Source organism: Promicromonospora sp. NPDC057138, assembly GCF_042670845.1.
In the GTDB taxonomy this organism is placed as follows: domain Bacteria; phylum Actinomycetota; class Actinomycetes; order Actinomycetales; family Cellulomonadaceae; genus Promicromonospora.
This window is the reverse complement of record NZ_JBHUUX010000002.1, coordinates 26,304-47,270: the sequence shown is the minus strand read 5'-3', so window position 1 is coordinate 47,270 and position 20,967 is coordinate 26,304. Positions and strand designations below refer to the sequence as shown.

20 protein-coding genes are annotated in these 20,967 nt (G+C 72.3%); all 20 read right to left on the bottom strand.

Annotation, left to right across the window (positions count from 1 at the left end; all coding sequences use genetic code 11):
• Positions 1-107: 107 nt before the first annotated feature.
• The 20 genes from lgt to dop all read right to left on the bottom strand — a co-directional run bounded on the left by lgt (position 108) and on the right by dop (position 20,871).
• Positions 108-1,175 carry a prolipoprotein diacylglyceryl transferase gene (gene lgt, locus ACFT2C_RS01895; RefSeq protein ID WP_377205515.1) on the bottom strand — a complete coding sequence of 356 codons (1,068 nt, stop codon included), beginning with the start codon at positions 1,173-1,175 and terminating at the stop codon, positions 108-110.
• Positions 1,176-1,180: 5 nt separating this feature from the next.
• Entirely contained in the window at positions 1,181-2,101 is a 921-nt protein-coding gene (gene trpA, locus ACFT2C_RS01890; RefSeq protein ID WP_377205308.1) for a tryptophan synthase subunit alpha, read from the bottom strand.
• On the bottom strand, positions 2,098-3,393 hold the full coding sequence (gene trpB / locus ACFT2C_RS01885; RefSeq protein ID WP_377205307.1) for a tryptophan synthase subunit beta: 1,296 nt from the start codon (positions 3,391-3,393) through the stop codon (positions 2,098-2,100). The genes trpA and trpB overlap by 4 nt, the downstream gene beginning before the upstream one ends.
• A gap of 11 nt (positions 3,394-3,404) precedes the next feature.
• Positions 3,405-4,220 (bottom strand): indole-3-glycerol phosphate synthase TrpC, encoded by an 816-nt coding sequence (gene trpC / locus ACFT2C_RS01880; protein WP_377205306.1) that lies wholly within the window; start codon positions 4,218-4,220, stop codon positions 3,405-3,407.
• Between the two features lie 249 nt (positions 4,221-4,469).
• Positions 4,470-4,871: a DUF2752 domain-containing protein gene (locus ACFT2C_RS01875; protein ID WP_377205305.1), complete on the bottom strand. Its 402-nt coding sequence runs from the start codon at positions 4,869-4,871 to the stop codon at positions 4,470-4,472.
• Between the two features lie 31 nt (positions 4,872-4,902).
• Positions 4,903-5,193, bottom strand: a complete 291-nt coding sequence (locus tag ACFT2C_RS01870) for a DUF4190 domain-containing protein (protein ID WP_377205304.1) — start codon at positions 5,191-5,193, stop codon at positions 4,903-4,905.
• A 7-nt stretch (positions 5,194-5,200) separates the two neighbouring features.
• Positions 5,201-5,461, bottom strand: a complete 261-nt coding sequence (locus ACFT2C_RS01865; RefSeq protein WP_377205303.1) for an HGxxPAAW family protein — start codon at positions 5,459-5,461, stop codon at positions 5,201-5,203.
• Between the two features lie 60 nt (positions 5,462-5,521).
• The gene (locus ACFT2C_RS01860) at positions 5,522-6,181 is read right to left on the bottom strand and encodes a Trp biosynthesis-associated membrane protein (protein WP_377205302.1); all 660 of its coding nucleotides are present in this window, start codon (positions 6,179-6,181) and stop codon (positions 5,522-5,524) included.
• A complete protein-coding gene (locus tag ACFT2C_RS01855; protein ID WP_377205301.1) occupies positions 6,178-7,827 on the bottom strand; it encodes an anthranilate synthase component I in 1,650 nt (549 codons plus the stop codon). Before ACFT2C_RS01855 ends, ACFT2C_RS01860 begins: the two co-directional genes overlap by 4 nt.
• The gene (gene hisI, locus ACFT2C_RS01850; RefSeq protein ID WP_377205300.1) at positions 7,824-8,249 is read right to left on the bottom strand and encodes a phosphoribosyl-AMP cyclohydrolase; all 426 of its coding nucleotides are present in this window, start codon (positions 8,247-8,249) and stop codon (positions 7,824-7,826) included. The genes ACFT2C_RS01855 and hisI overlap by 4 nt, the downstream gene beginning before the upstream one ends.
• A gap of 363 nt (positions 8,250-8,612) precedes the next feature.
• Positions 8,613-9,605 carry a type IV toxin-antitoxin system AbiEi family antitoxin domain-containing protein gene (locus tag ACFT2C_RS01845; RefSeq protein ID WP_377205299.1) on the bottom strand — a complete coding sequence of 331 codons (993 nt, stop codon included), beginning with the start codon at positions 9,603-9,605 and terminating at the stop codon, positions 8,613-8,615.
• A gap of 388 nt (positions 9,606-9,993) precedes the next feature.
• Positions 9,994-11,880 (bottom strand): ABC transporter ATP-binding protein, encoded by a 1,887-nt coding sequence (locus ACFT2C_RS01840; RefSeq protein WP_377205298.1) that lies wholly within the window; start codon positions 11,878-11,880, stop codon positions 9,994-9,996.
• Positions 11,877-13,841, bottom strand: a complete 1,965-nt coding sequence (locus ACFT2C_RS01835; protein ID WP_377205514.1) for an ABC transporter ATP-binding protein — start codon at positions 13,839-13,841, stop codon at positions 11,877-11,879. Before ACFT2C_RS01835 ends, ACFT2C_RS01840 begins: the two co-directional genes overlap by 4 nt.
• A 161-nt stretch (positions 13,842-14,002) precedes the next feature.
• A complete protein-coding gene (gene hisF, locus ACFT2C_RS01830) occupies positions 14,003-14,773 on the bottom strand; it encodes an imidazole glycerol phosphate synthase subunit HisF (RefSeq protein ID WP_377205297.1) in 771 nt (256 codons plus the stop codon).
• A complete protein-coding gene (locus tag ACFT2C_RS01825; RefSeq protein WP_377205296.1) occupies positions 14,773-15,711 on the bottom strand; it encodes an FKBP-type peptidyl-prolyl cis-trans isomerase in 939 nt (312 codons plus the stop codon). Before ACFT2C_RS01825 ends, hisF begins: the two co-directional genes overlap by 1 nt.
• 116 nt (positions 15,712-15,827) lie before the next feature.
• Positions 15,828-17,189, bottom strand: a complete 1,362-nt coding sequence (pafA, locus tag ACFT2C_RS01820) for a Pup--protein ligase (protein WP_377205295.1) — start codon at positions 17,187-17,189, stop codon at positions 15,828-15,830.
• 31 nt (positions 17,190-17,220) lie between these two features.
• Positions 17,221-18,084 carry a proteasome subunit alpha gene (prcA, locus tag ACFT2C_RS01815; RefSeq protein WP_377205294.1) on the bottom strand — a complete coding sequence of 288 codons (864 nt, stop codon included), beginning with the start codon at positions 18,082-18,084 and terminating at the stop codon, positions 17,221-17,223.
• Complete coding sequence (gene prcB, locus ACFT2C_RS01810; RefSeq protein ID WP_377205513.1) at positions 18,081-18,914, bottom strand: proteasome subunit beta; 834 nt, start codon at positions 18,912-18,914, stop codon at positions 18,081-18,083. The genes prcA and prcB overlap by 4 nt, the downstream gene beginning before the upstream one ends.
• 1 nt (position 18,915) lies before the next feature.
• Positions 18,916-19,113 (bottom strand): ubiquitin-like protein Pup, encoded by a 198-nt coding sequence (locus ACFT2C_RS01805; protein WP_369373438.1) that lies wholly within the window; start codon positions 19,111-19,113, stop codon positions 18,916-18,918.
• 96 nt (positions 19,114-19,209) lie between these two features.
• Positions 19,210-20,871, bottom strand: coding sequence for a depupylase/deamidase Dop (gene dop / locus ACFT2C_RS01800; RefSeq protein WP_377205512.1), 1,662 nt, complete (start codon positions 20,869-20,871; stop codon positions 19,210-19,212).
• Positions 20,872-20,967 lie beyond the last annotated feature (96 nt).

Here is a 20,967-nt window from a genome sequence, read left to right as displayed (position 1 = left end):
ACAGGCACCCGGCCGTAGCCGGGCGCAGTTCCTTGCGGTGGTCCGGGACGACGGCGGCCCGGTCGGTCAGGGGGCTCGTCGTCCGGTGGTCCCGGCGGCCGTGCCCCTCAGGTGCGCGCGGAGGCGTCCGCGTCGGACTCCTCCACTGCTGCTGGCTTCTCTTCCTCGGGCCCGGCGGCTGCCGTGCCCGTCATTTCACTTCCTGGGTCAGGCTCTGGTTCACGCTCTGGCTCGGCCTCGGGTCCGGCCGACGGATCGTCGTCCTGCGGCCGCAGCCGCACCGACTCTTCCCTGGTGGGGAACCTGCGAGCCAGCACTACCGAGACCACCAGGGCCGCGAGGCCCAGCAGGATCGAGGTCCAGACGTTGAGGCGCAGCCCCAGCACCACCTCAGCATCGTCGATGCGGAGCATCTCGATCCAGACCCGTCCGAGAGTGTAGAGCAGGACGTACGCCCAGAATACCCGCGCATGACCCAACTTGAACCGACGGTCGAGAAACAGCAGAACTCCGGCCATTGCGAGATTCCACACAAGCTCGTACAGGAACGTCGGGTGAAACAGCGTGCCCTCCGGGTACGCCACGCCGGTGGCCGGGTTGGTCACCAGGTACCCGGCGTCGATGTGCAGGCCCCAGGGCAGCTCCGTGGGGCGCCCGTACAGCTCCTGGTTGAACCAGTTGCCGAGCCGGCCGATGGCTTGCGCCACGAGCAGGCCGGGCGCCACGGCGTCGGCGAAGGACGAGAGCCGGACGCCCAGCCTGCGGCAGCCGATCCACGCCCCGACGGCGCCGAGCGCCACCGCGCCCCAGATGCCGAGGCCGCCCTCCCAGACGTAGAGCGCCTGGATCGGGTCGCCCCCGCCCGAGAAGTTCTCGCCGAAGTACCGGTCGGGCGAGGAGAGCACGTGGTAGATCCGGCCGCCGACTATGCCGAACGGCACAGCCCAGAACACGATCTCCAGGACGTCGTCGGGGTTGCCCCCGCGCTCCCGCCACCGCCGGGTGGTCATCCAGACGGCGACGACGATGCCGGCGAGGATCGCCAGCGCGTAGGCGCGCAGCGGGAAGATCCCGAGGTACCAGGTGTGCTCGGCGGGGCTGGGTATCTCGGCGACGAGGGTTCCGGGCAGCACTGCGGGCAGCACGGCAGGCAGGGATGCCGGCAGTGCGGTCAGCAGGGTCACGGGGCCTCTCCGGGTACGTCGGTCGCACCGACGGGAAGGTCGGCGGGCGCGGAAGCGCGGGCCGACCGTACCCCGGCGGCGAGGTCCTCCGTCACCTCGGCCAGATTCGTGAGACGGACCGCCCACTCGTCGTCCGGCAGCGGGCCGTCCGAGAGCAGCGGGTGCACCAGCGCGGAGCCGACGATGACGCCGTCGGCGAAGCGCCCGATATCGGCGGCCTGGGCCCCGCTGGAGATGCCGAGACCCACGCAGACGTTGGTCGCGCCGGCGGCGCGCGTGTCGGCGACGACCCGCTCGGCGCGCGAGCCGACCTGCGTGCGCTCCCCCGTCACGCCCATGAGCGAGGTCGCGTAGACGAACCCGCGGGACGCGTGCACCGTGAGCCGCAGCCGCTCCGCCGTCGAGCTCGGGGCCACGAGGAACACGCGGTCCAGCCCGTGGGCCTCGCTCGCCGCGATCCAGTCGGCGCCCTCGTCCGGGATGAGGTCGGGGGTGATCAGCCCGGCGCCGCCCGCGGCGGCCAGGTCGCGTGCGAACGCGTCCGGACCGTACTTGAGCACCGGGTTCCAGTAGGTCATGACCAGCACGGGGACGTGCGGCGCATAGTCGGTCAGCTCCCGCACCACGCGGAACACGTCGCGCACACGGACGCCCGCGTCGAGCGCGCCCTGCGCGGCCGCCTGGATCACCGGGCCGTCGAGGACGGGGTCGGTGTACGGGATGCCGAGCTCGATGATGTCGACGCCGTGGTCGACGAGGGTCTTGAGCGCCTCGATCGACCGGTCCACCGTCGGGTAGCCGACAGGCAGGTAGCCGACCAGCGCAGGCCGGTTCTCCTGCTCGCGCAGGCGGGCGATCAGGCCGGCCGTGGCCGACGCCGTGTGCGGCCCGGTGGCCGGCTCCGTCACAGTGCTCATCCCCGGCCCTCCTGCCGTTCCAGCTCTTCAGCGGCGACGCCGTGGTCGGCGCCGTCGAGCAGCCCGAACCAGCGGGCCGCCGTCGCCACGTCCTTGTCGCCGCGGCCCGAGAGGTTCACGAGGATCAGGAGCGGCTCGCCGCCGGGCCCCGTGCGCCCCTCGGCCGCCGCGGCCTTGCCGACGCGCATGGCACCCGCGAGGGCGTGCGCGGACTCGATGGCCGGGATGATGCCCTCGGTGCGGCACAGCAGGCGGAACGCCTCCATGGCCTCGTCGTCGGTCACCGGCTCGTAGGTGGCGCGGCCCAGGTCGTGCAGCCAGGCGTGCGCCGGGCCGACGCTCGGGTAGTCCAGGCCCGCCGACACGGAGTGGCTGGGCAGGGTCTGGCCGTCGTCGTCCTGCAGCAGGTACGAGCGGGCGCCGTGCAGCACGCCCAGCGCGCCGCCGCTGAACCGGGCCGCGTGGCGGCCCGACTCGATGCCCTCGCCGCCGGCCTCGAAGCCGCGCAGCTCGACGTCCTTGTCGTCGAGGAACGCGTTGAAGATGCCGAGCGCGTTGGACCCGCCGCCCACGCACGCCGCGATGACGTCGGGCAGGCGGCCGACGCGGTCCAGGATCTGCTCGCGCGCCTCCTCGCCGATGATGCGGTGGAACTGGCGCACCATCTCGGGGAACGGGTGCGGGCCCGTGACGGTGCCCAGCAGGTAGTGCGTCGTCTCGACGTTGGCCACCCAGTCGCGCAAGGCCTCGTTGATCGCGTCCTTGAGGGTGCGCGAGCCGATCTTGACCGGCACCACCTCGGCGCCGAGCAGGCGCATCCGCGCCACGTTCAGCGCCTGCCGCCGGGTGTCCTCCTCGCCCATGTAGACCACGCACTCGAGGTCCATCAGGGCGGCGGCGGTGGCGGTGGCGACGCCGTGCTGGCCCGCCCCCGTCTCCGCGATGAGGCGCTTCTTGCCCATGCGCTTGACCAGCAGAGCCTGCCCGAGCACGTTGTTGATCTTGTGCGAGCCGGTGTGGTTGAGGTCCTCGCGCTTGAGGAACACCCGGACCGCACCCGACTCGCCGCCCGCGTGCGCGGCGAACCGCGGCACCTCGGTCAGCGGGCTCGGCCGGCCCGTGTACTCCCGGTGCAGGCGCTGCAGCTCGGCCGCGAACCCGGGGTCGTCGGCCGCCTTGCGGAACTCGGTGTCGAGCTCGTCCAGCGCGGCGATGAGCGCCTCGGGCACGAACCGCCCGCCGTACTGGCCGAAGTACGGGCCGGAGACGTCGGACAGCTTCACGTCGGTCACCTCGGATCCCTTCAAGCTGGACGGACGGAGCGCAGCGACGGGTGCGAGCCCGCCGCGACGAGGTCCGCCACCGAGGCGCGCGGGGCGCGGTCGGTCACGAGCGCCTCGCCCACCAGGACGCCGTCGGCGCCGGCACGGGCCATCTCCATCACGTCGTGCGGGCCCCGGATGCCGGACTCCGCGATCTTGACCACGTCGTCCGGGATGTACTCGGCCAGGCTGCGGAACAGGCCGCGGTCCAGCTCGAGCGTCTTGAGGTTGCGGTGGTTGACGCCGACCACCCGGGCGCCGGCGCCGACCGCCCGGCGGACCTCCTCGAGGTTGTGCGCCTCGACCAGGGCGGTCATGCCCAGGGAGTGCACCCGCTCGACGAGCGACTCGAGCACCGTTTGCTCCAGGGCGGCCACGATGATCAGCACCAGGTCGGCCCCGTGCGCGCGGGCCTCCCACACCTGGTACGGCGTCACGACGAAGTCCTTGCGCAGCACCGGGACGTCGACCCGGCCGCGCACCGCGTCCAGGTCGGCCAGCGAGCCGTTGAACCGGCGCTGCTCGGTGAGCACGGAGATCGCGGACGCGCCGCCGGACTCGTACTCGACGGCGAGCGCCGCCGGGTCGTCGATCTGCGCCAGCGACCCCTTGCTCGGGCTCGAGCGCTTCACCTCGGCGATCACCGACACGGCGTCCGCCTGCTTCAGGCGGCCGAGGCACTCGAGGGCCCCGGGCACCGCGGTGGCGCGCTCCTTGAGCGCGTCGAGAGGCACACGTGCCTCACGCTCCGCGAGGTCCTCACGAACCCCCGCGACGATGTCCTCCAGGACCGACATGTAATGAGCCTCCCCGTGCCCTTGCTCTGCCCTCGACCTACGACCTCATGCGCTGGACTGCCTCACACGCTTGTCGGGACGTTCGTCCCATGGCCATGGTAGGCGGATCGGCGGTGTGGTCCTGACCACTCCCGGACCGTGAGACGACACATCGTCAGATCCCGTGCCGGGAGCCGCCCGAGGACTGGCTGGGGATCACCTGGCCGGATCCGGGACCTTCACCCGGCCAGGTCCGGGCCGGCGCCGGGGTCAGAGCCACGGCGTCAGATAGGGCTGCAGCCCTGGGAGGTTGCGGGCCACGAAAAACGCCAGGGCCACGCCGAGCGTGACCCAGCCCGCAGTGCCGGACAGGCCCTTGACGGGCTTGCCGCGCGCGGCGGCCAGGAGCCACATCAGCCACAGGACCACCACCACGGGGGCGGTCACGGTCCACAGCGCGTTCGCCGACCAGGCGCCCGCGAGGTCGAGGTGCGCCAGGTCGTGCGTGGCACGCAGGCCGCCGCACAGCGGGCAGGCCAGGCCGGTCAGCTCCAGCAGCGGGCAGAACCCGTAGGAGCCGCGGGTGTGCGGGTCCCGGACGGCGACCAGCAGCGTGGCGGCGCCGACCGCCGCGCCCGCCAGCAGCGGCGCCCGGAGTGCCGGCCTGGTCACGGCGCGAGCCGCGGCGGACCGGGCCGCGCCGTCAGGAATCGGGCCTACCCGCCACGAACCGGACGATCACCAGCACGATCACCGCGACCAGGATCGCCAGCGAGAGCCAGCCCAGCACGACGCCGGTCACCGCCATGCCCTCGTTGTTCGCCTCGCCGGCGCGGACGGCGCGACGGCCCTGGTTGCCGATGATGATGGCGGGGACGCCGGTGACGGCGCCCAGCGCCAGCACGACCGACGCGATGCCGAGCACGAGCGACCAGACACCCAGGCTATTCTTGGGGTGTGCGGCGGGCGGCGCGGCCATCGCGAGCTCGGTCATCGCGGACCTAGCGCCCGACCTTCTTCTGGCCCAGGCCCAGGTTGCGCAGGACCAGGCCGACGATCAGCGAGGCGCCGACCACCACGAAGCCGAGCACGAAGATCACCAGCCAGGCCGACGACGACTGCGCCACGATGACGCCCCACGAGGAGATCAGCGCGCCCAGCGTGATGCCGGCCATCGTGACCCACGCGGCGACCGTGTGGCCGTGGTTGTGCGGCGGGACGCCCGGCGGCAGGTAGGCGATCTCGGGCTTGTTCTCGGTCATCGCAGTTCGGTGCCTTTCGTGTCGTGCGGTACGCGCTCAGCCTAACCGCTTCGGGTCAGGTCAGCGGCCCGTGGGGTCGTCGCCGCGGGACAGGGCGTCCCAGGCGTCGTGGGGGTCGATCTCGTCGTCGGGTCCGGCCGAGTCGCCCGGCCCGGCGGCGGTTCCGTCGTCGGGCGCGGCGGGCCTCTCGGTGGCCGACGTCGCGGCGGTGGCTGACGTCGCGCCCGCGCCCGCCGCGGCGTCCGCGCGCTCGTGGCGGCCGGACGTCGCCGCCCAGCCGCGGGCCGCCACCGCGCCCCAGACCGCGACGACCACGGCGAGCACGCCCGTGGCGACGGCGGCCCACGGCCACGCGGTGAGCACGACCGGCGAGGTCAGGTCGGTGACGCCGCTCGATGCGGAGGCGGCGGCGGTGGCAGCGGGCGTCGGGTCGCCGACGACGACGAGCGTGCTCGCCACCACCAGCACCCCCGCCGCGGCGGCGACCGCGAGCGCCACGTACCGGGCCACCCGCCCCGTGAGCGCGCAGGCGATGCCGGCGGCCAGGAGCACGAGCGCCCCAGCCCCGACGCCCGGCGCGGCCGAGGTGCCAGAGGCGGCGACTGCCACCTCGGGCTCGAGCGCGGTGGCCACCGTGGTGGTCACCCAGGTGGGCGAGCCGGTGCCGAACGTCAGCGCGCCCAGGACGAGCAGCGCGAGGACCGTGCGGGTGCGGGTCACTTGGCGCCCCCGTCGGTGCGCAGAGGCTCGGTGCGCAGAGGCTCGGTGCGCGAAGGCTCGGTGCGCAGAGGCGCCAGGCGAGACGCGAGCTGGATGGCCCGCACCGCCGCGGCGGCCTTGTTGCGCGACTCCGCGTACTCCAGGGCGGGCACCGAGTCGGCGACGATGCCGCCGCCGGCCTGCACGCTGGCCCGGCCGTCCGCGATGTACGCGGTGCGGATGGCGATGGCCATGTCCATGTTGCCGCCGAAGTCGAAGTAGCCGCACACTCCGCCGTAGATGCCGCGGGAGGCGGGCTCCAGCTCGTCGATCAGGGCGATCGCCCGGGGCTTGGGGGCGCCCGAGAGGGTTCCGGCCGGGAAGGTCGCCCGCAGCGCGTCCAGGGCGCTGTGGCCCGCGCGCAGGCGGCCGACCACCGTCGAGCACATGTGCATGATGTGGCTGAACCGGCGCACCTTCATGAACTCGACGACCTCGACGCTGGTGGGCTCGCAGACCTTCACCATGTCGTTGCGGGACAGGTCGACGAGCATGATGTGCTCGGCCCGCTCCTTGGGGTCGGCCAGCAGCTCCTCGCCCAGCTCCGCGTCCTCCTCCGGGTGCGCGCCGCGCGGCCGGGACCCGGCGATCGGGTAGGTGGTGACGTGCCCGTCGTCCACCTTCACCAGGGTCTCGGGGCTGGAGCCGACGACAGCGAACTCGGCGCCGTCGGGCTTGGCCAGGTGGAAGTAGTACATGTACGGGCTCGGGTTGATCGTGCGCAGCGCGCGGTAGACGTCGAGCGGGTCGGCCGGGCAGTCCAGGTCGAGGCGCTGCGACAGCACCACCTGGAACACCTCGCCGTCGCGGATGGCCTCCTTGCCCGCGAGCACGGCGCTCTCGAACTCGTCCCGCGTGGACCGGAACTCGAGCTGCGGCTCCGGGCCGTCCGCGACCACCGAGGTGACACGCGGCCCGCCGGCGGCGAGCTGGGCCTCCATGGCGTCGAGGCGCGCGACGGCGTCCGCGTAGGCGTCGTCGACGCGCTCGTCGGTGGCGTCGGCGTTGATGGCGTTGGCGACCAGCCACACCGTGCCCTCGCGATGGTCCACCGCGACGAGGTCCGTGGCGAGGCACAGGGCGAGCTCGGGCGCGCCCACCTCGTCCGGGGCCGTCGCCGGGAGCGTGGGTTCCCAGTGGCGCACGATGTCCCAGCCCAGCACGCCCGCCAGGCCGCCGGTGAGCGGCGGCAGGTTCGCCACGCCGGGGGTGCGGAGCGCGGTGAGGGCCGCCTCCAGCACGTCGACGACGTCGCCCTCGGTCGGGATGCCGACCGGCACGTCGCCGGTCCAGACGGCCTGACCCTTGTCGCTGGTCAGCGTGGCGCGGGACGCGACGCCGACGAACGACCAGCGCGCCCAGACACCGTCGGACTCCGCCGACTCCAGGATGAAGCTGCCGGGCCGGCTCCGGGCCAGCGTCCGGTAGAGGCCGACGGGCGTCGCGTCGTCGGCGAGCAGGGGGCGGACCACGGGGATCACCCGGCGGTTCGCCGCCATCTCCCGGAACTCACCCAGGCTCGGCCAGGTGCGACCCCAGGGCAGGTCGGCGGGTGCTGTCGCCGCGCGGCCCTCGTGGGGATCGAGCTGGGTGTCGAGCTGGGTCACCGGTCCTCCTCGTATCGCTGGTTGCGTTCTCCGGCGTTGCGTTCTCCGGCGTCCTGCGGGTCGCGTTCGCCGACCACCGCGCCCAGGTCGCCCCCGGCGTCGAAACACGTGCGGGTGCCGGTGTGGCACGCGGCGCCCACCTGGTCCACCTGGACCAGCAGTGCGTCGCCGTCGCAGTCGATGCTCGCCGCCTTGACGTACTGGGCGTGCCCGGACGTGTCGCCCTTGCGCCAGTACTCCTTGCGGCTGCGGGACCAGAAGGTCACGCGCCCCTCCGTGAGGGTGCGGCGCAGGGCCTCGTCGTCCATCCAGCCGACCATGAGCACCTCGCCCGTGTCGTGCTGCTGTACGACGGCGGCCACCAGGCCGGCGTCGTCCCGCTTGAGCCGGGCTGAGATCGTGGGGTCGAGAACTTCGGGCACCAGTGAATCCTGCCATGCCGCGGGCCGACGGCGCTGTGATCTCCGCCGTCGGCCCGTCACACCTCGCCGCCGAACCGAAGGTTGACCACCCAGCTGGCGGACGCCGAACCGAAGGTTGACCACCCGCCTGGCGGACGCCGAACCGAAGGTTGACCACCCACCTGGCGCCGAACCGCAACCCGCGCGTCGATCAGGCCCGGCGTTGACGCACAACCTTCGGCTGGGCGACCGAGGCCGACAACAACCTTCGGTTCGACGCCGAACGTCAGACGCACAACCTTCGTTTCGACGCCGGCATCGGCGTGCAGCGTGTGGTTCGGCGCGGCTGGACGTTACCCGCAGTGCCGCTGAGCCGCTCGATCCTCAGGAGAGTCCGCCGTTGTGCAGCTCCAGCGTCGCGCGAACCTTCCCCGAGATCGCACCGGGCGTGTAGACGGCCGACTTTCGAAAGTGCAGCACGATCGCCGAGACCGCCGCGAGGTCGTTGTGGCGCTCCAGATCCGCATCCAGACGAGACCCATCGTGATACTCGTCGCTGTCGATCTCCGCGATCACGATTCGCCCGTCCTTGAGGTCCCACCCCAGGTCGCCCCTGCGTTCGACGCCGGACAGGTCACGCACCGGCACCTGCAGGTGATCCGGCGGCACGCCGTGGTCGATGCAATCGAGCCTGGCCCGGGTCTCCGGCGGCGACTCCGATCTCGCGTCGACCTCGCAGAAATAGCCGTGGCGCGTGGCGATCCCCCGCCGGCCGCGACTCCTGGCGTGGACCTCCTCCAGCTCATCGAAGGTGATGAATCCTCTGTTCAGGGCGTTGTCCATCGTTCCGACAGCATGGATCCGGTCCAGCTCAGGCACGGCCTGCACCAGGGCCCAGGCCACGGTCGCCACCGCGATTCCGTCCACCTCGGTCACGATCATCCGGTCGTCGAACATCCGGGCGTGAATCCCGTCGCGCGAGTACGCCCGGCGTCCGCCCGGAAGCGTGGCCTGCGGCTCGAGCGCGACAGGCAGACCCCACACGCCATGGAGCGCGAGCGCGCAGGCGCCAACTACCACCGACTCCGGGCCGAGCGCCAGCTTCGCTGCGAACGCGGCCCGCCGCCGTCGGCGATCCGGATGCCGCGACCCGATCGGTGTCGGGTCGGTGTCGTACAACCCTCGGGCCACTCGTTTCCAGGCACCCGATCGGAGCTGCCGATCGACGCGGGTGAGCGACACGCCGAGGTCATGGCACTGTTGCGTCGTGACCAGGCCCTCCTGAGCCTTGGCGATGATCGCGAGCTCGACCGGTAGCTCGATCTTTCGTCCCATGCCCCCAGACAACGCTGGCAGCGGGGCTCGTTGGTCGCGCACACGGCGGTCTGTGCACAAGTCCCGTCCAACGACGGATGTGGTCGCGCTCGAAGGGCTCTCCCGCCGTCAACCGGTGCTGTCCTACGAGACCAGCGGTTCGTACTCGGGCGTCGCGCACAACTGGGCCGGCGATCGTGCTCACGCCGTCCGACATGCCCCGTGCCCAACACCGAACTGCCGAACGCCAAGCCGCCGAACCGCAACTCGCCCGTCCTCCCGTCCAGTTCAACAGGCGCCGAGCCGGAAGTTGCGCGTCCACTCATCAGGCTGGACCGAACCTTGCGGGTCGGCCCCGGCGCCGAGCCGAAGGATGGACGTCCGGCTCAGGCCCGATCGACACGTAGGTTGCGGTTCGGCGCCAGTGGGTGGGTGGGCAGATGGACCGGGCCTACCGGGTCTGCGCGACCCAGCTCGCGTACATGCGGGAGTAGACGCCGCCGGCCGCGGCGAGCTCGTCGTGCGTCCCGACCTCGGCCACGTGGCCCTGGTCCACCACGACCACCAGGTCGGACGCCTCCGCCGTGGAGAGCCGGTGCGCGATCGTGATCGTGGACCGGCCGGCCGTCAGGGAGTCCAGGGCCCGCGCGATGCGCACCTCGGTCGCCGGGTCCACGGCCGACGTCGCCTCGTCGAGCACGAGCAGGTCCGGCTGCGCGAGGTAGGCGCGCGCGATGGCGACGAGCTGCCGCTCCCCCGCCGACAGCGCCTCGCCCCGCTGCCCCACGGCGGTATCGAGCCCGTCCGGCAGGTCGGCCACCCAGTCGGCCAGCCCGAGCTCGGCGAACGCCCCCTCCACGGCTGTACGGGTCTCGGGCAAGATCTCGGCAGGCTCGACCAGCGGTTCGGCGGTCGAGCTCGTCGAGACCCGGAGGCCGTAGGCGGCGTTCTCCAGGACCGTGCCGTCGAAGAGGAAGCCCTCCTGCGGCACGAGCACCACCCGTTCCCGCAGGGACGCGAACGTCAGGTCGCGCAGGTCGACGCCGTCCAGTTCCACGGCGCCCGCCGTCGGGTCCATGAGGCGCGTGACGAGCTTGGCGATGGTCGTCTTGCCGGAGCCCGTCTGCCCCACGACCGCGACCTTGGTGCGCGGCGGCAGGTCCAGCGTCACGCCGTGCAGCACCTCGGGCCCGCCCGGGTAGGCGAACCGGACGTCGCGCAGCGTAACGTGGGCCGGCCCGCGCTCCTGCGTGACCGCGCCGGGCTTCTCGGCGACCTGCACCGGCGTCTCGATGACGGCAATCACGCGCCGCCACCCGGCCACCGCGTTCTGCAGCTCGTTGAGGATCTCGGTGGCCATCTGCACCGGCCCGGTGAAGAGCTGGACCAGGAACAGGAAGGCGACGAGCTGGCCCGCCGTCAGGCCGCCGCCCACGCCGAGCAGCGTGCCGACGACCACCACGATCGAGAGCACCAGGTTGGAGATCAGGACACCCGACGAGAACGTCCCCGCGACCAGGACCTGCGACCGGGCCTGCGCGCTGCGCGTGTCCTCGACGGCGTCGCCGATGCGCCGCCCCGTGCGCTCGGACACGCCATAGGCGCGCACGGTCTCGGCGCCCACGACGGACTCCGAGATGGCGCCCAGCATCGCCCCGACGCGCTCGCGCACGAGGGTGTAGGCCCGGTTCACGTATCTCTGCCCGTACCGGATCACGAGGAACATCGGCACGAAGGCGACCCACACGACCGCCGTCAGGATCGGCGAGTAGACGAGCATCAGCCCGGTCGCGACCACGATCTGCAACGCGCTGACCAGCAGCATGATGCCGCCCCACTGCACGAACAACGACACCGTGTCGACGTCGTTGGTCACGCGGGAGACCAGCGCGCCGCGGCGCTCCGTGTTCTGCGTGAGGGTCGACAGGTCGTGCACGTGGCGGAACGCCTTGACGCGCAGCGTCGCCAGCCCGGCCTCGGCCGAGCGGAACAGCCGCACGTTGACCATCGCCGCGCACAGCCCGGCCAGCACGAGCGCGCCGGCCGCCAGCGACGCCAGGAGCGCGACCCGGCCGACGTCGGGCCCGGCGTCGGCCAGGATGCCGACGTCGATGGTCTGCTGCACCGCGAGCGGCACCACCACGCGGCCCCCGGCCGCCAGCAGCGCCAGGCCGAGCGTGATCCACAGGCCCCGCGTGATCTCGGGGCTGATCTCGATCCCCCGGCGCAGCGTCGCGAGGACGCCGAGGCTGCTCGTCGACTCGATGCGCGCGCCGTCGGCGTCGAGGAGGTCCTCCGGCACGTCGGTCACGTCGGGCTCGTCCGTCGCCGTGGTCATCGGGCCACCTCTTCCAGTGTGTCGTCCAGGGCGGCGGCCTCGTCGGCCCGTTCCTTCTCGCGGCGCTCGGTCTCGACCTCGTAGGCCGTGGCGAGCGCGCGGTAGCCGGGGTCGCGCGCCATGAGCTCGTCGTGGGTGCCGGTGTCGACCACGCGGCCGCCCTCGACGTGGATGACGCGGTCGGCGAGCGCCACCGACGACATCCGGTAGGCGACCATGAGCACGGTCGTGCCCGGCCGGGCCTCGGCTGCCGAGCTCGACCCCGGACCGGCCGTCGGACCGGACGCTGGACCGGAACCTGGCGCGGCCTGGTCGGCGGCGCGCTCGTCGGCCCGGTCCGCGAGCCCGCGCAGGATCTCCTGCTCCACGCGCGGGTCGACGGCGCTGGTGGCGTCGTCGAGCACGAGCAGGCGCGGGGCGCGGACCAGGGCGCGTGCGATCGCGAGGCGCTGCCGCTGCCCGCCGGACAGGTTGGCGCCGCGCTCGCCGAGCGGCGCGTCGAGCCCGCCGGCGAGCTCGCGCACCGTGTCCTCCAGCCGGGCGAGGCGCAGGGCCTCCCACACCTCGTCGTCCGACGGCGCCCCCGGCTCGCCCGCGTCCGCGAGCGTCACGTTGCCGCGCACCGTGTCCTCGAAGATGAACGTGGTCTGCGTGACGAACGCGACCTGGGCCGGGATCTCGCCGTCGGCCAGCGTCCGCAGGTCGACGCCGTCGAGCAGGACGCGCCCGCGCGTGGGGTCGGACAGGCGGGCGAGGAGGCTGACCAGGGTGGTCTTGCCGGACCCGGTGGTGCCGACGACGGCGACGGTCGCGCCGGGCTCGACGTCGACGTCCACGCCGTCGAGCAGGGTGATCGAGCGGCCGCGCGCCCCGCTGATCGCGGGCACGTCGACGCCGACGTCCTCCAGCCGGACGGCGAGGCCCGCCTGGCCGGGCACTCGCGGCAGCCGCGCGTCGCCGTAGGCGAGGGCGCCGGTCGAGTCGACGACCTGCGCGATGCGCTCGTACCCGACCAGGGCGCGCGGCAGCTCGCCGAGCACCCAGCCGAACGCCTGCACGGGCACGGTCATCATCGTGAGCAGGTAGGCGGCGGTGACGATGTCGCCCGGGTCGACGGCGCCGGCGGAGACGCGCCAGGTGCCGATGCCGAGCACCAGCAGGGTGCCGACCGCCGGCAGGGTCTGGATCACCGGGTCGAACAGCGAGCGGACGATGCCCACGCGCACGTTCGCGGCACGCAGCTCCTGCGTGCGGGCGCCGAACCGGTCCTCCTCACGGTCCTCGGTACCGAGGGACTTGACGAGCAGCGCGGCCTCGAAGCTCTCGTGCGCGACATCGGCGACGTCGCCGCGCAGGCGCTGCGCCCTGGTCACGGCCGGCGACATGTGGCGCTGGTAGACGGCGTTCACTGCCACCGTGACCGGGATGATCGCGAGCGCCGCGAGCGCCAGCCAGGGGTCGATGGTCACGAGCATGGCGACAGCGACGCCGATCATGACGACGACGCCGAGCGCGAACGGCAGGGGGTTGAAGACGCCGGTGGCGGCCTCGGTGTCCGAGGTGGTGTGGTTCAGGAGCTGGCCGGCCGGGTGCGAGCGGTGCCAGGACGCCGGCAGCCGCAGGTACTGGCGGGTCAGGGCGGTGCGGTGGTCGGCCTGGATGCCGGTGACGCCGAAGCCCGCCCAGATGCGGCGGGCGGCCACGGACAGGGCGAGCGTCAGCGCGACCGCGGCGAGCACGAGGCCGCCGAGCCAGACGCGGTCGCGAGCCGCCTCGTCGCCGGCGATGGCCGGGACGACTATGGAGTCGGTGACCCAGCCGACCGCGCGGCTCACGCCGACGGTCAGGGCGCCGAAGAGGCCCGACGCGCCCACAGCCAGGGCGTACATGCCGGGGTGGGCGCGCATGCCGCGCCACATCACTGCGAGCGACCGGCGTACACGGGAGCCGGTCAGGGTCATCGGTCTGGATCGCGGGGCATCTGTGGGCACGGCAAAACCTCGCTTCCTCGGGGACCTCGTAATTTTCTCATGGCCCGGGAATCGATTCGACGGTTTTTCGCCCTGGGCGTCGACGACGCTAAACCCTCAACTTTGGTTGAGGTCAAGCGAGGTTTCGGGCGTCAGCGGACTTCGATGCCCGCCGCGCGCATCGCGTCCTTGACCTGGCCCACCGTCAGCACGCCGAAGTGGAACACCGACGCCGCGAGGACGGCGTCCGCCCCCGCCCGAGCGGCCTCGACGAAGTGCTGGGGCGTTCCCGCGCCGCCGGACGCGACGAGCGGCACGTGCACCCGCTCGCGCACCGCGCGGAGCATCTCGAGGTCGAACCCGGCGGTGGTGCCGTCGGCGTCCATCGAGTTGAGCAGGATCTCCCCCGCGCCCAGCGCCGCGGCCTTCTCGGCCCATTCCACGGCGTCGATCCCGGTGCCGCGGCGCCCGCCGTGCGTGGTGACCTCGTAGCCCGACGGCGTGGTGACGTCGCCGGTGACGCGGCGAGCGTCCACGCTCAGCGTGAGCACCTGCGAGCCGAACCGGTGCGCGATCTCGGAGATCAGCTCCGGGCGCGCGATGGCCGCGGTGTTCACGCCCACCTTGTCGGCGCCCGCGCGCAGCAGCCGGTCGACGTCGTCCGTCGAACGGACGCCGCCGCCCACCGTGAGCGGCACGAAGACCTGCTCGGCGGTGCGGCGCACCACGTCGACCATGGTCTCGCGGTCGCCCGAGGAGGCCGACACGTCCAGGAACGTGAGCTCGTCGGCGCCCTCGGCGTCGTACCGGCCGGCGAGCTCGACCGGGTCCCCGGCGTCGCGCAGGTCGGCGAAGTTGACGCCCTTGACCACTCGGCCCGCGTCGACGTCCAGGCACGGGATCACGCGGATCGCGACGGACATCAGCCCTCCTTCTTCTTCGGTTCTTCCTCGGGAACGGCCTTGTGCGCGTCGAGGATGTCGACCACGTACACCATGGTCTCGCCGGCGAGCCGGCTCTTGGTGTTGGCGTAGCCATCCTGCGGCGGAACCACCAGCATCACCTGCGAGCCGACGGTCTGTTCCAGGAGGCCCTGGTCCCAGCCCTCGACGAGCCGGCCGATGCCGATCTCCGCGGACTGCGGCGGCGTGCCCTCGGTCCACGTGGTGTCGACCACGCCGCCGTCGCTCCAGCGCACGGCGGTGAACTCCACGGTGACGATCTGACCGGCCCGCACCTGCGGCCCCGTCCCACGGACGAGCGGGTGCACCACCAGCTCCGACGGCGGCTTCACACCGCCCGGGATGTCTACCTCCGGCGCCCCGAGGTCGTCGAGGCGCACCTGCGGCAGGCCCTCGCCGGGCGGCTCGCCCTGCTCGCCCGACGCGCGGGCAGGCAGCACGTCCACCACCAGTACCACGGGGACGCCGTCCTGCTCGTCCGTGAGGGAGAGGCGCGTGCCGATCCGCTTGCCCTCCAGGGCCTCGAAAAGATGGTTGCCGAGCGACTTCTCGGTCATCGTGTACGCCACGGGCGCCGTGCGGAACGTGTTCTGCAGCTCCGTGCCGTCGCGGCCGTCCTCCGCGTAGAGGTTCAGGAGCACCGGGTCGTCCCGCTCCAGCACGTCGCCGGTGCCGGGCCAGACCGTGCGCGACCCCGACTGCACCACCGCGAAGGGCTTCTCGTACTCGAGCGTCGGCGGGGCGCCGGTCGAGCCCGTGACCTGCAGCGGCGCCTGCGACGCCGAAGATGTCGGAGCCGGGCCGACGTCGACCGGCAGCGAGGCCGGGGAGCACGCGGTCGTCGCCGTCACCGCCGCCGCAGCCAGCGCACCGACGATCACGCGTACCCAGGAGCTCACCCGCAGAGTCTCCCATGAGGCGGAGGTGCCCCCGGAACGACGGCGACCCTGGAACGACGACCCCTGGAACGACAGTGCCCCCGGAACCGGCCGGCTCCGGGGGCACCGCCCTGGCGTCACATGCTCTCGATGAGCCGCTCCACGCGGTCGTCCACGCTCTTGAACGGGTCCTTGCACAGCACGGTGCGCTGCGCCTGGTCGTTCAGCTTGAGGTGCACCCAGTCCACCGTGTAGTCGCGCCGCGCCTCCTGGGCCGCCCGCACGAAGTCGCCGCGCAGCTTGGCCCGCGTCGTCTGCGGCGGGAGCGCCGTGGACTCGAAGACCTCCAGGTCCGTCGTGACCCGCTCGACCATGCCCCGCGCCGCGAGCAGGTTGTACAGGCCCTCCGTGCGGGAGATGTCGTGGTAGGCGAGGTCGAGCCGGGCGATGCGCGGGTCGTCGAGACCCATGCCGTGCTTCTCCTGGTAGCGCCGGATCAGCTTGAGCTTGATGGCCCAGTCCAGCTCGCGGTCGATGAGCGACAGGTTCTCCGCCTGCAGTGCACGCAGCCCGCGCTCCCACAGGTCGAGCACCTGCTTGACCACCGGCGTGACCTCGAGGTTGGCCTCGACGAGCTCACGCGCGCGCTCGTAGTACTCCGACTGGATCTCGATGGCCGTCATGGTCCGGCCGTTGGCCAGGGTGACGGCGTGCTTGCCGGTGCGGTCGTGGCTGATCTCCCGGATGGCGCGGATCGGGTTCTCCAGCGTGAGGTCCCGCATCGGGACGCCCGCCTCGACCAGCCGCAGGACCAGGTCGGTGGTGCCGACCTTGAGCATCGTGGTGGGCTCCGCCATCGACGAGTCGCCCACGATGACGTGCAGCCGGCGGTACAGCTCGGCGTCGGCGTGCGGCTCGTCGCGCGTGTTGATGATCGGCCGCGACCGCGTGGTGGCGCTGGAGACGGCCTCCCAGATGTGGTCGGCGCGCTGCGACAGGCAGAACACCGCCCCCCGCGGGGTCGAGAGCACCTTGCCCGCGCCGACCAGGATCTGCCGGGTGATGAGGAACGGCACCAGCACGTCGGACAGCCGCGAGAAGTCGCCCGACCGGCGCACCAGGTAGTTCTCGTGGCAGCCGTAGGAGTTGCCCGCCGAGTCGGTGTTGTTCTTGAACAGGTGGATCTTGCCCGGCAGGTCCTCGTGCTCGAGGCGCTGCTGCGCGTCGGCCACCAGGCCCTCCAGGATGCGCTCCCCGCCCCGGTCGTACGAGACGAGCTGCCGCACGTCGTCGCACTCCGCGGTCGCGTACTCGGGATGCGAGCCGACGTCGAGGTAGAGGCGGGAGCCGTTCCTCAGGAACACGTTCGAGGAACGGCCCCACGCCACCACCTTCCGGAACAGGTAGCGGGCGACCTCGTCGGCAGACAAGCCCCGCCCGTCATCGGCCGCGCACGTCACGCCGTACTCGGTCTCGAGACCGAAGATCCTGCGGTCCATGGACTTCCCTCCCTGTTCGCGGAACCTGCTGCTAGTGGTCGGTGCCAGGCGTGGTGCCGGACGCGTCCGGCCCCTCGTCGGGCTTCTCCTCGGTCGCGGACTCCTCGGTCGGGGACTCTTCGGCTGGGGATTCGTCGGTTGCGGTCTGGTCCTTGGTGTCCTCTGCTGCGTCCGGCGCCTTGTCCGACGACGGCGGCTCGCCGTCGTCCGCGAGCAGATCGGCGAGCACCTGCCGGTTCAGACGCCGGAACGCCCGCCGCGGCCGGTCCCGCTCCAGGACGGCCACCTCGAGCTGCGCCGCCTCGATGGTGCGCGACGACGAGCCCTCGCCCGACCCGAGCGCCGCCACGGCGAGCCGCAGCGCCTCGCCGAGCGACATGTTCTCGCGCCAGCCGTCCTTGACGCGCCGGCCGAGCTGCTCGGCCTGCCCGCCCATGACGACGAAGCTGTGCTCGTCCGCCACGGTGCCGTCGTAGGTGAGCCGGTAGATCTGGTCCTCCGCCGGCTCGGGACCCACCTCGGCGACGACGATCTCCACCTCGAGCGGCTTGGACTCCGTGATGAACACGGTGCCGAGCGTCTGCGCGTACGCGTTCGCCAGGCCCCGGGCTGTCACGTCGGACCGGTCGTAGGAGTAGCCGCGCATGTCGGCGTACCGCACGCCGGCCACCCGCAGGTTCTCGAACTCGTTGTACTTGCCGACCGCCGCGAACGCTATGCGGTCGTAGATCTCCGAGATCTTGTGCAGCGCGCGCGAGGGGTTCTCCGTGGCGAACGCGATGCCGCCGTCGTAGGCGAGCACCACCACGGACCGGCCGCGGGCGATGCCCTTCCGGGCGAAGTCCGCCCGGTCCTTCATCAGCTGCTCGGGCGAGACGTAGAACGGCATGTTCATGCGAGCGACCCCCTCTCGCGGCGCTCCGCCGCGATCTGCTCCGCCACGCGGGCGATCTCCGCACTCTCGATACGCTGATAGCCGTCCACGGACACCGTCGCGACCACCGGGAAGATGCCACGCACAGTGTCGGGGCCGCCCGTGGCCGAGTCGTCGTCCGCGGCGTCGTACAACGCCTCGACCGCTACCCGGATCGCGGCGTCCGCGTCCATCCCGCGCCGCCACAGCTTCTTCAGCGCGCCCCGCGCGAACACCGAGCCCGAGCCCACGCCGTGGTGCTCGTGCTCCTCGTACCGGCCGCCGGTGGGGTCATAGCTGAAGATGCGGCCGGTGTCCTTGTCCAGGTCGTAGCCCGCGAACAGCGGCACCACCGCCAGCCCCTGCATCGCCATCGGCAGGTTGCCGCGCAGCATGGTGGCCAGACGGTTCGCCTTGCCCGTGAGCGAGAGCAGGGAGCCCTCGATCTTCTCGTAGTGCTCGAGCTCGAGCTGGAAGAGGCGTATCAGCTCCAGCCCGATGCCCGCGGAGCCCGCGAAGCCGACCGCCGAGTACTCGTCCGCAGGGAACACCTTCTCGATGCTCCGGCTGGCGATCATGTTCCCGGCAGTGGCACGGCGGTCGCCCGCCATCAGGACGCCGCCGTCGAAGGTCAGCGCGACGATCGTGGTGGCGTGCGGGGACAGGGTCGCCGGGTCGGTCATGCCCGCGGGCACGTTCCGGTTTCCGGGCAGCCGGTCGGGGGCGTGCTCGGCCAGGAAATCCACGAAGGACGACGATCCCGGACGCAGGAAGGCGTCCGGGAGTCGTCCTGTGGTGCGGTCTGCGCTCAGGTCACTGCCCACCCTTCTGGACGAATCCACGAACGAACGACTCGGCGTTGGTCTCCAGCACCTCGTCGATCTCCTCGAGCAGGGCGTCGACCTCGTCGTCGTCCTTCTGCGCTGCCGCAGCGGCGGGCGCCGGGGTCTCGGCGTCGTCGTCGGGAGTGCGGTCCTCGTGTGACGGGTTGATTTGTTCCTGACCGGCCATGGTCGCCTCCTGGTGATTCTCTGACGTGGTGCTGGTCTCGAAGCCTAGGCCCTGACCTCAGATCTTGACCCTAGACGGTGACACTGACATCGACAGTCACCTTCTTCCGGAAAGTCCGGCGAGCAGGGCCGCGGCGTCGGGACTGGCGTCGAGCAGCGCGCCGATGTGGCGCCGCGTGCCGCGGGTCGGGTCGAGCATCGGCACGCGCTGCAGCGCCTGGGAACCGTCGACGTCGAAGATCACGGAGTCCCAGCTCGCCGCCGAGATCTGGCTCCCGTAGCGGGCCATCACCTCGCCCCGGAAGTAGGCGCGCGTGTCCGTCGGCGGGTGCTGCACCGCTCGCGCGACGCTCTCCTCGTCGACTATGCGGTCCACCGCACCCTTGGCGAGCAGGCGGTGGTAGATACCGCGTTCTGGGCGCACGTCGGACCACTGCAGGTCCATGGCATGCAGCCGGGGGTGGTCCCACTCCAGGTTGTCGCGCGAGCGCAGCCGGTCCAGCAGCCGCATCTTGGCGATCCACTCCACCTCGCGCGCGCAGGACACCGGGTCGGCGCCGAGCCGCTCGACGACCGACGCCCAGCGGTCCAGCACGGCGTCCGACTCCGGGTCGGTGCCGAGCACCTTCAGGGACCGCCGCACGACGTCGGCGACCTCGCCCTGGACCTCCAGCGCCGTCATCGTCCGGCCGTCGGCCAGGTCGAGCGGCACCGTCAGCGTGAGGTCGCGCGAGACCTTCTGCACGTCGCTCACCGGCGACGCCAGCTTCAGGGCTGCGAGCTCGGTGCGGGCGTCCACCCCGGCCTCGGCCAGCTCGTCGAGGTGCTCCAGCACCCACAGCACGAGCGAGGTCGTGCCCGTCTTCAGGTAGGTGGGCACCTCCATCAGGTTCGCGTCCCCGAGGATGAGGTGCAGGCGGCGCCACCGCTGCCGGTCGGCGTGCGGCTCGTCGCGGGTGTTCACGATCGGACGGCGCAGCGTCGTCTCCAGGCCGATCTCGGCCTCGATGTAGTCGGCGCGCTGCGAGATCTGGAAGCCGGCGGTGCCGCTCGTCGCGCCCAGGCCCACGCGGCCGGAGCCCGTGAACACCTGCCGCGTGACGAGGAACGGCGTGAGCAGCTCGGCGAGCGTGGTGAACGGCAGCGCCCGGTCCACGAGGTAGTTCTCGTGGGTGCCGTAGCTGGCGCCCTTGCCGTCCACGTTGTTCTTGTAGAGCACCACCTCGCTGCCGGGAAAGCCGGACAGCTCCCGCAGGGCGGCCAGCATGACCCGCTCGCCCGCGACGTCCCAGCGCACGATGTCCTCGGGCGTCATGACCTCGGGCGAGGAGTACTCGGGGTGGGCATGGTCCACGTACAAGCGGGCGCCGTTCGTGAGGATCACGTTGGCGGCGCTCGGGTCGTCGTACTCGTCCGCGGCAGGCCGTTCGACCTCCTGCGTGGACCCCGTCCGGCGCCGGCCCCGGCCCGGCAGGCCGGGCTCCACCACGGGCACCTGCCCGGTGACGGGTCCCGACGGCGCGGGCAGCGCCGGGTCGTCGGTCAGCATGGACGGCTGCGCCGAGGCACGGTCGAGGTGGAACCCGCGCGCGTCCTGCAGCGGGTCCTCGTCGTCGTAGTCCCAGCGAGCCTTGCCACCCGTGCCCTCCGCGCGCGTGGAGATCGCCCGGTAGGTCGTCACCACCTGGCTGGACAGCAGCATGGGGTTGGCCAGGGGTCGACCTGGCTGCAGGACCCCGTACTCGGTCTCGATGCCCATCACACGACGCACGCTCACGTCCACCACCCTATGCCGGAGTAGTCCCGTCGGTGAGGCAGGGTCCACGCCCGCCGGACGACGGACGAAGACCCTGCC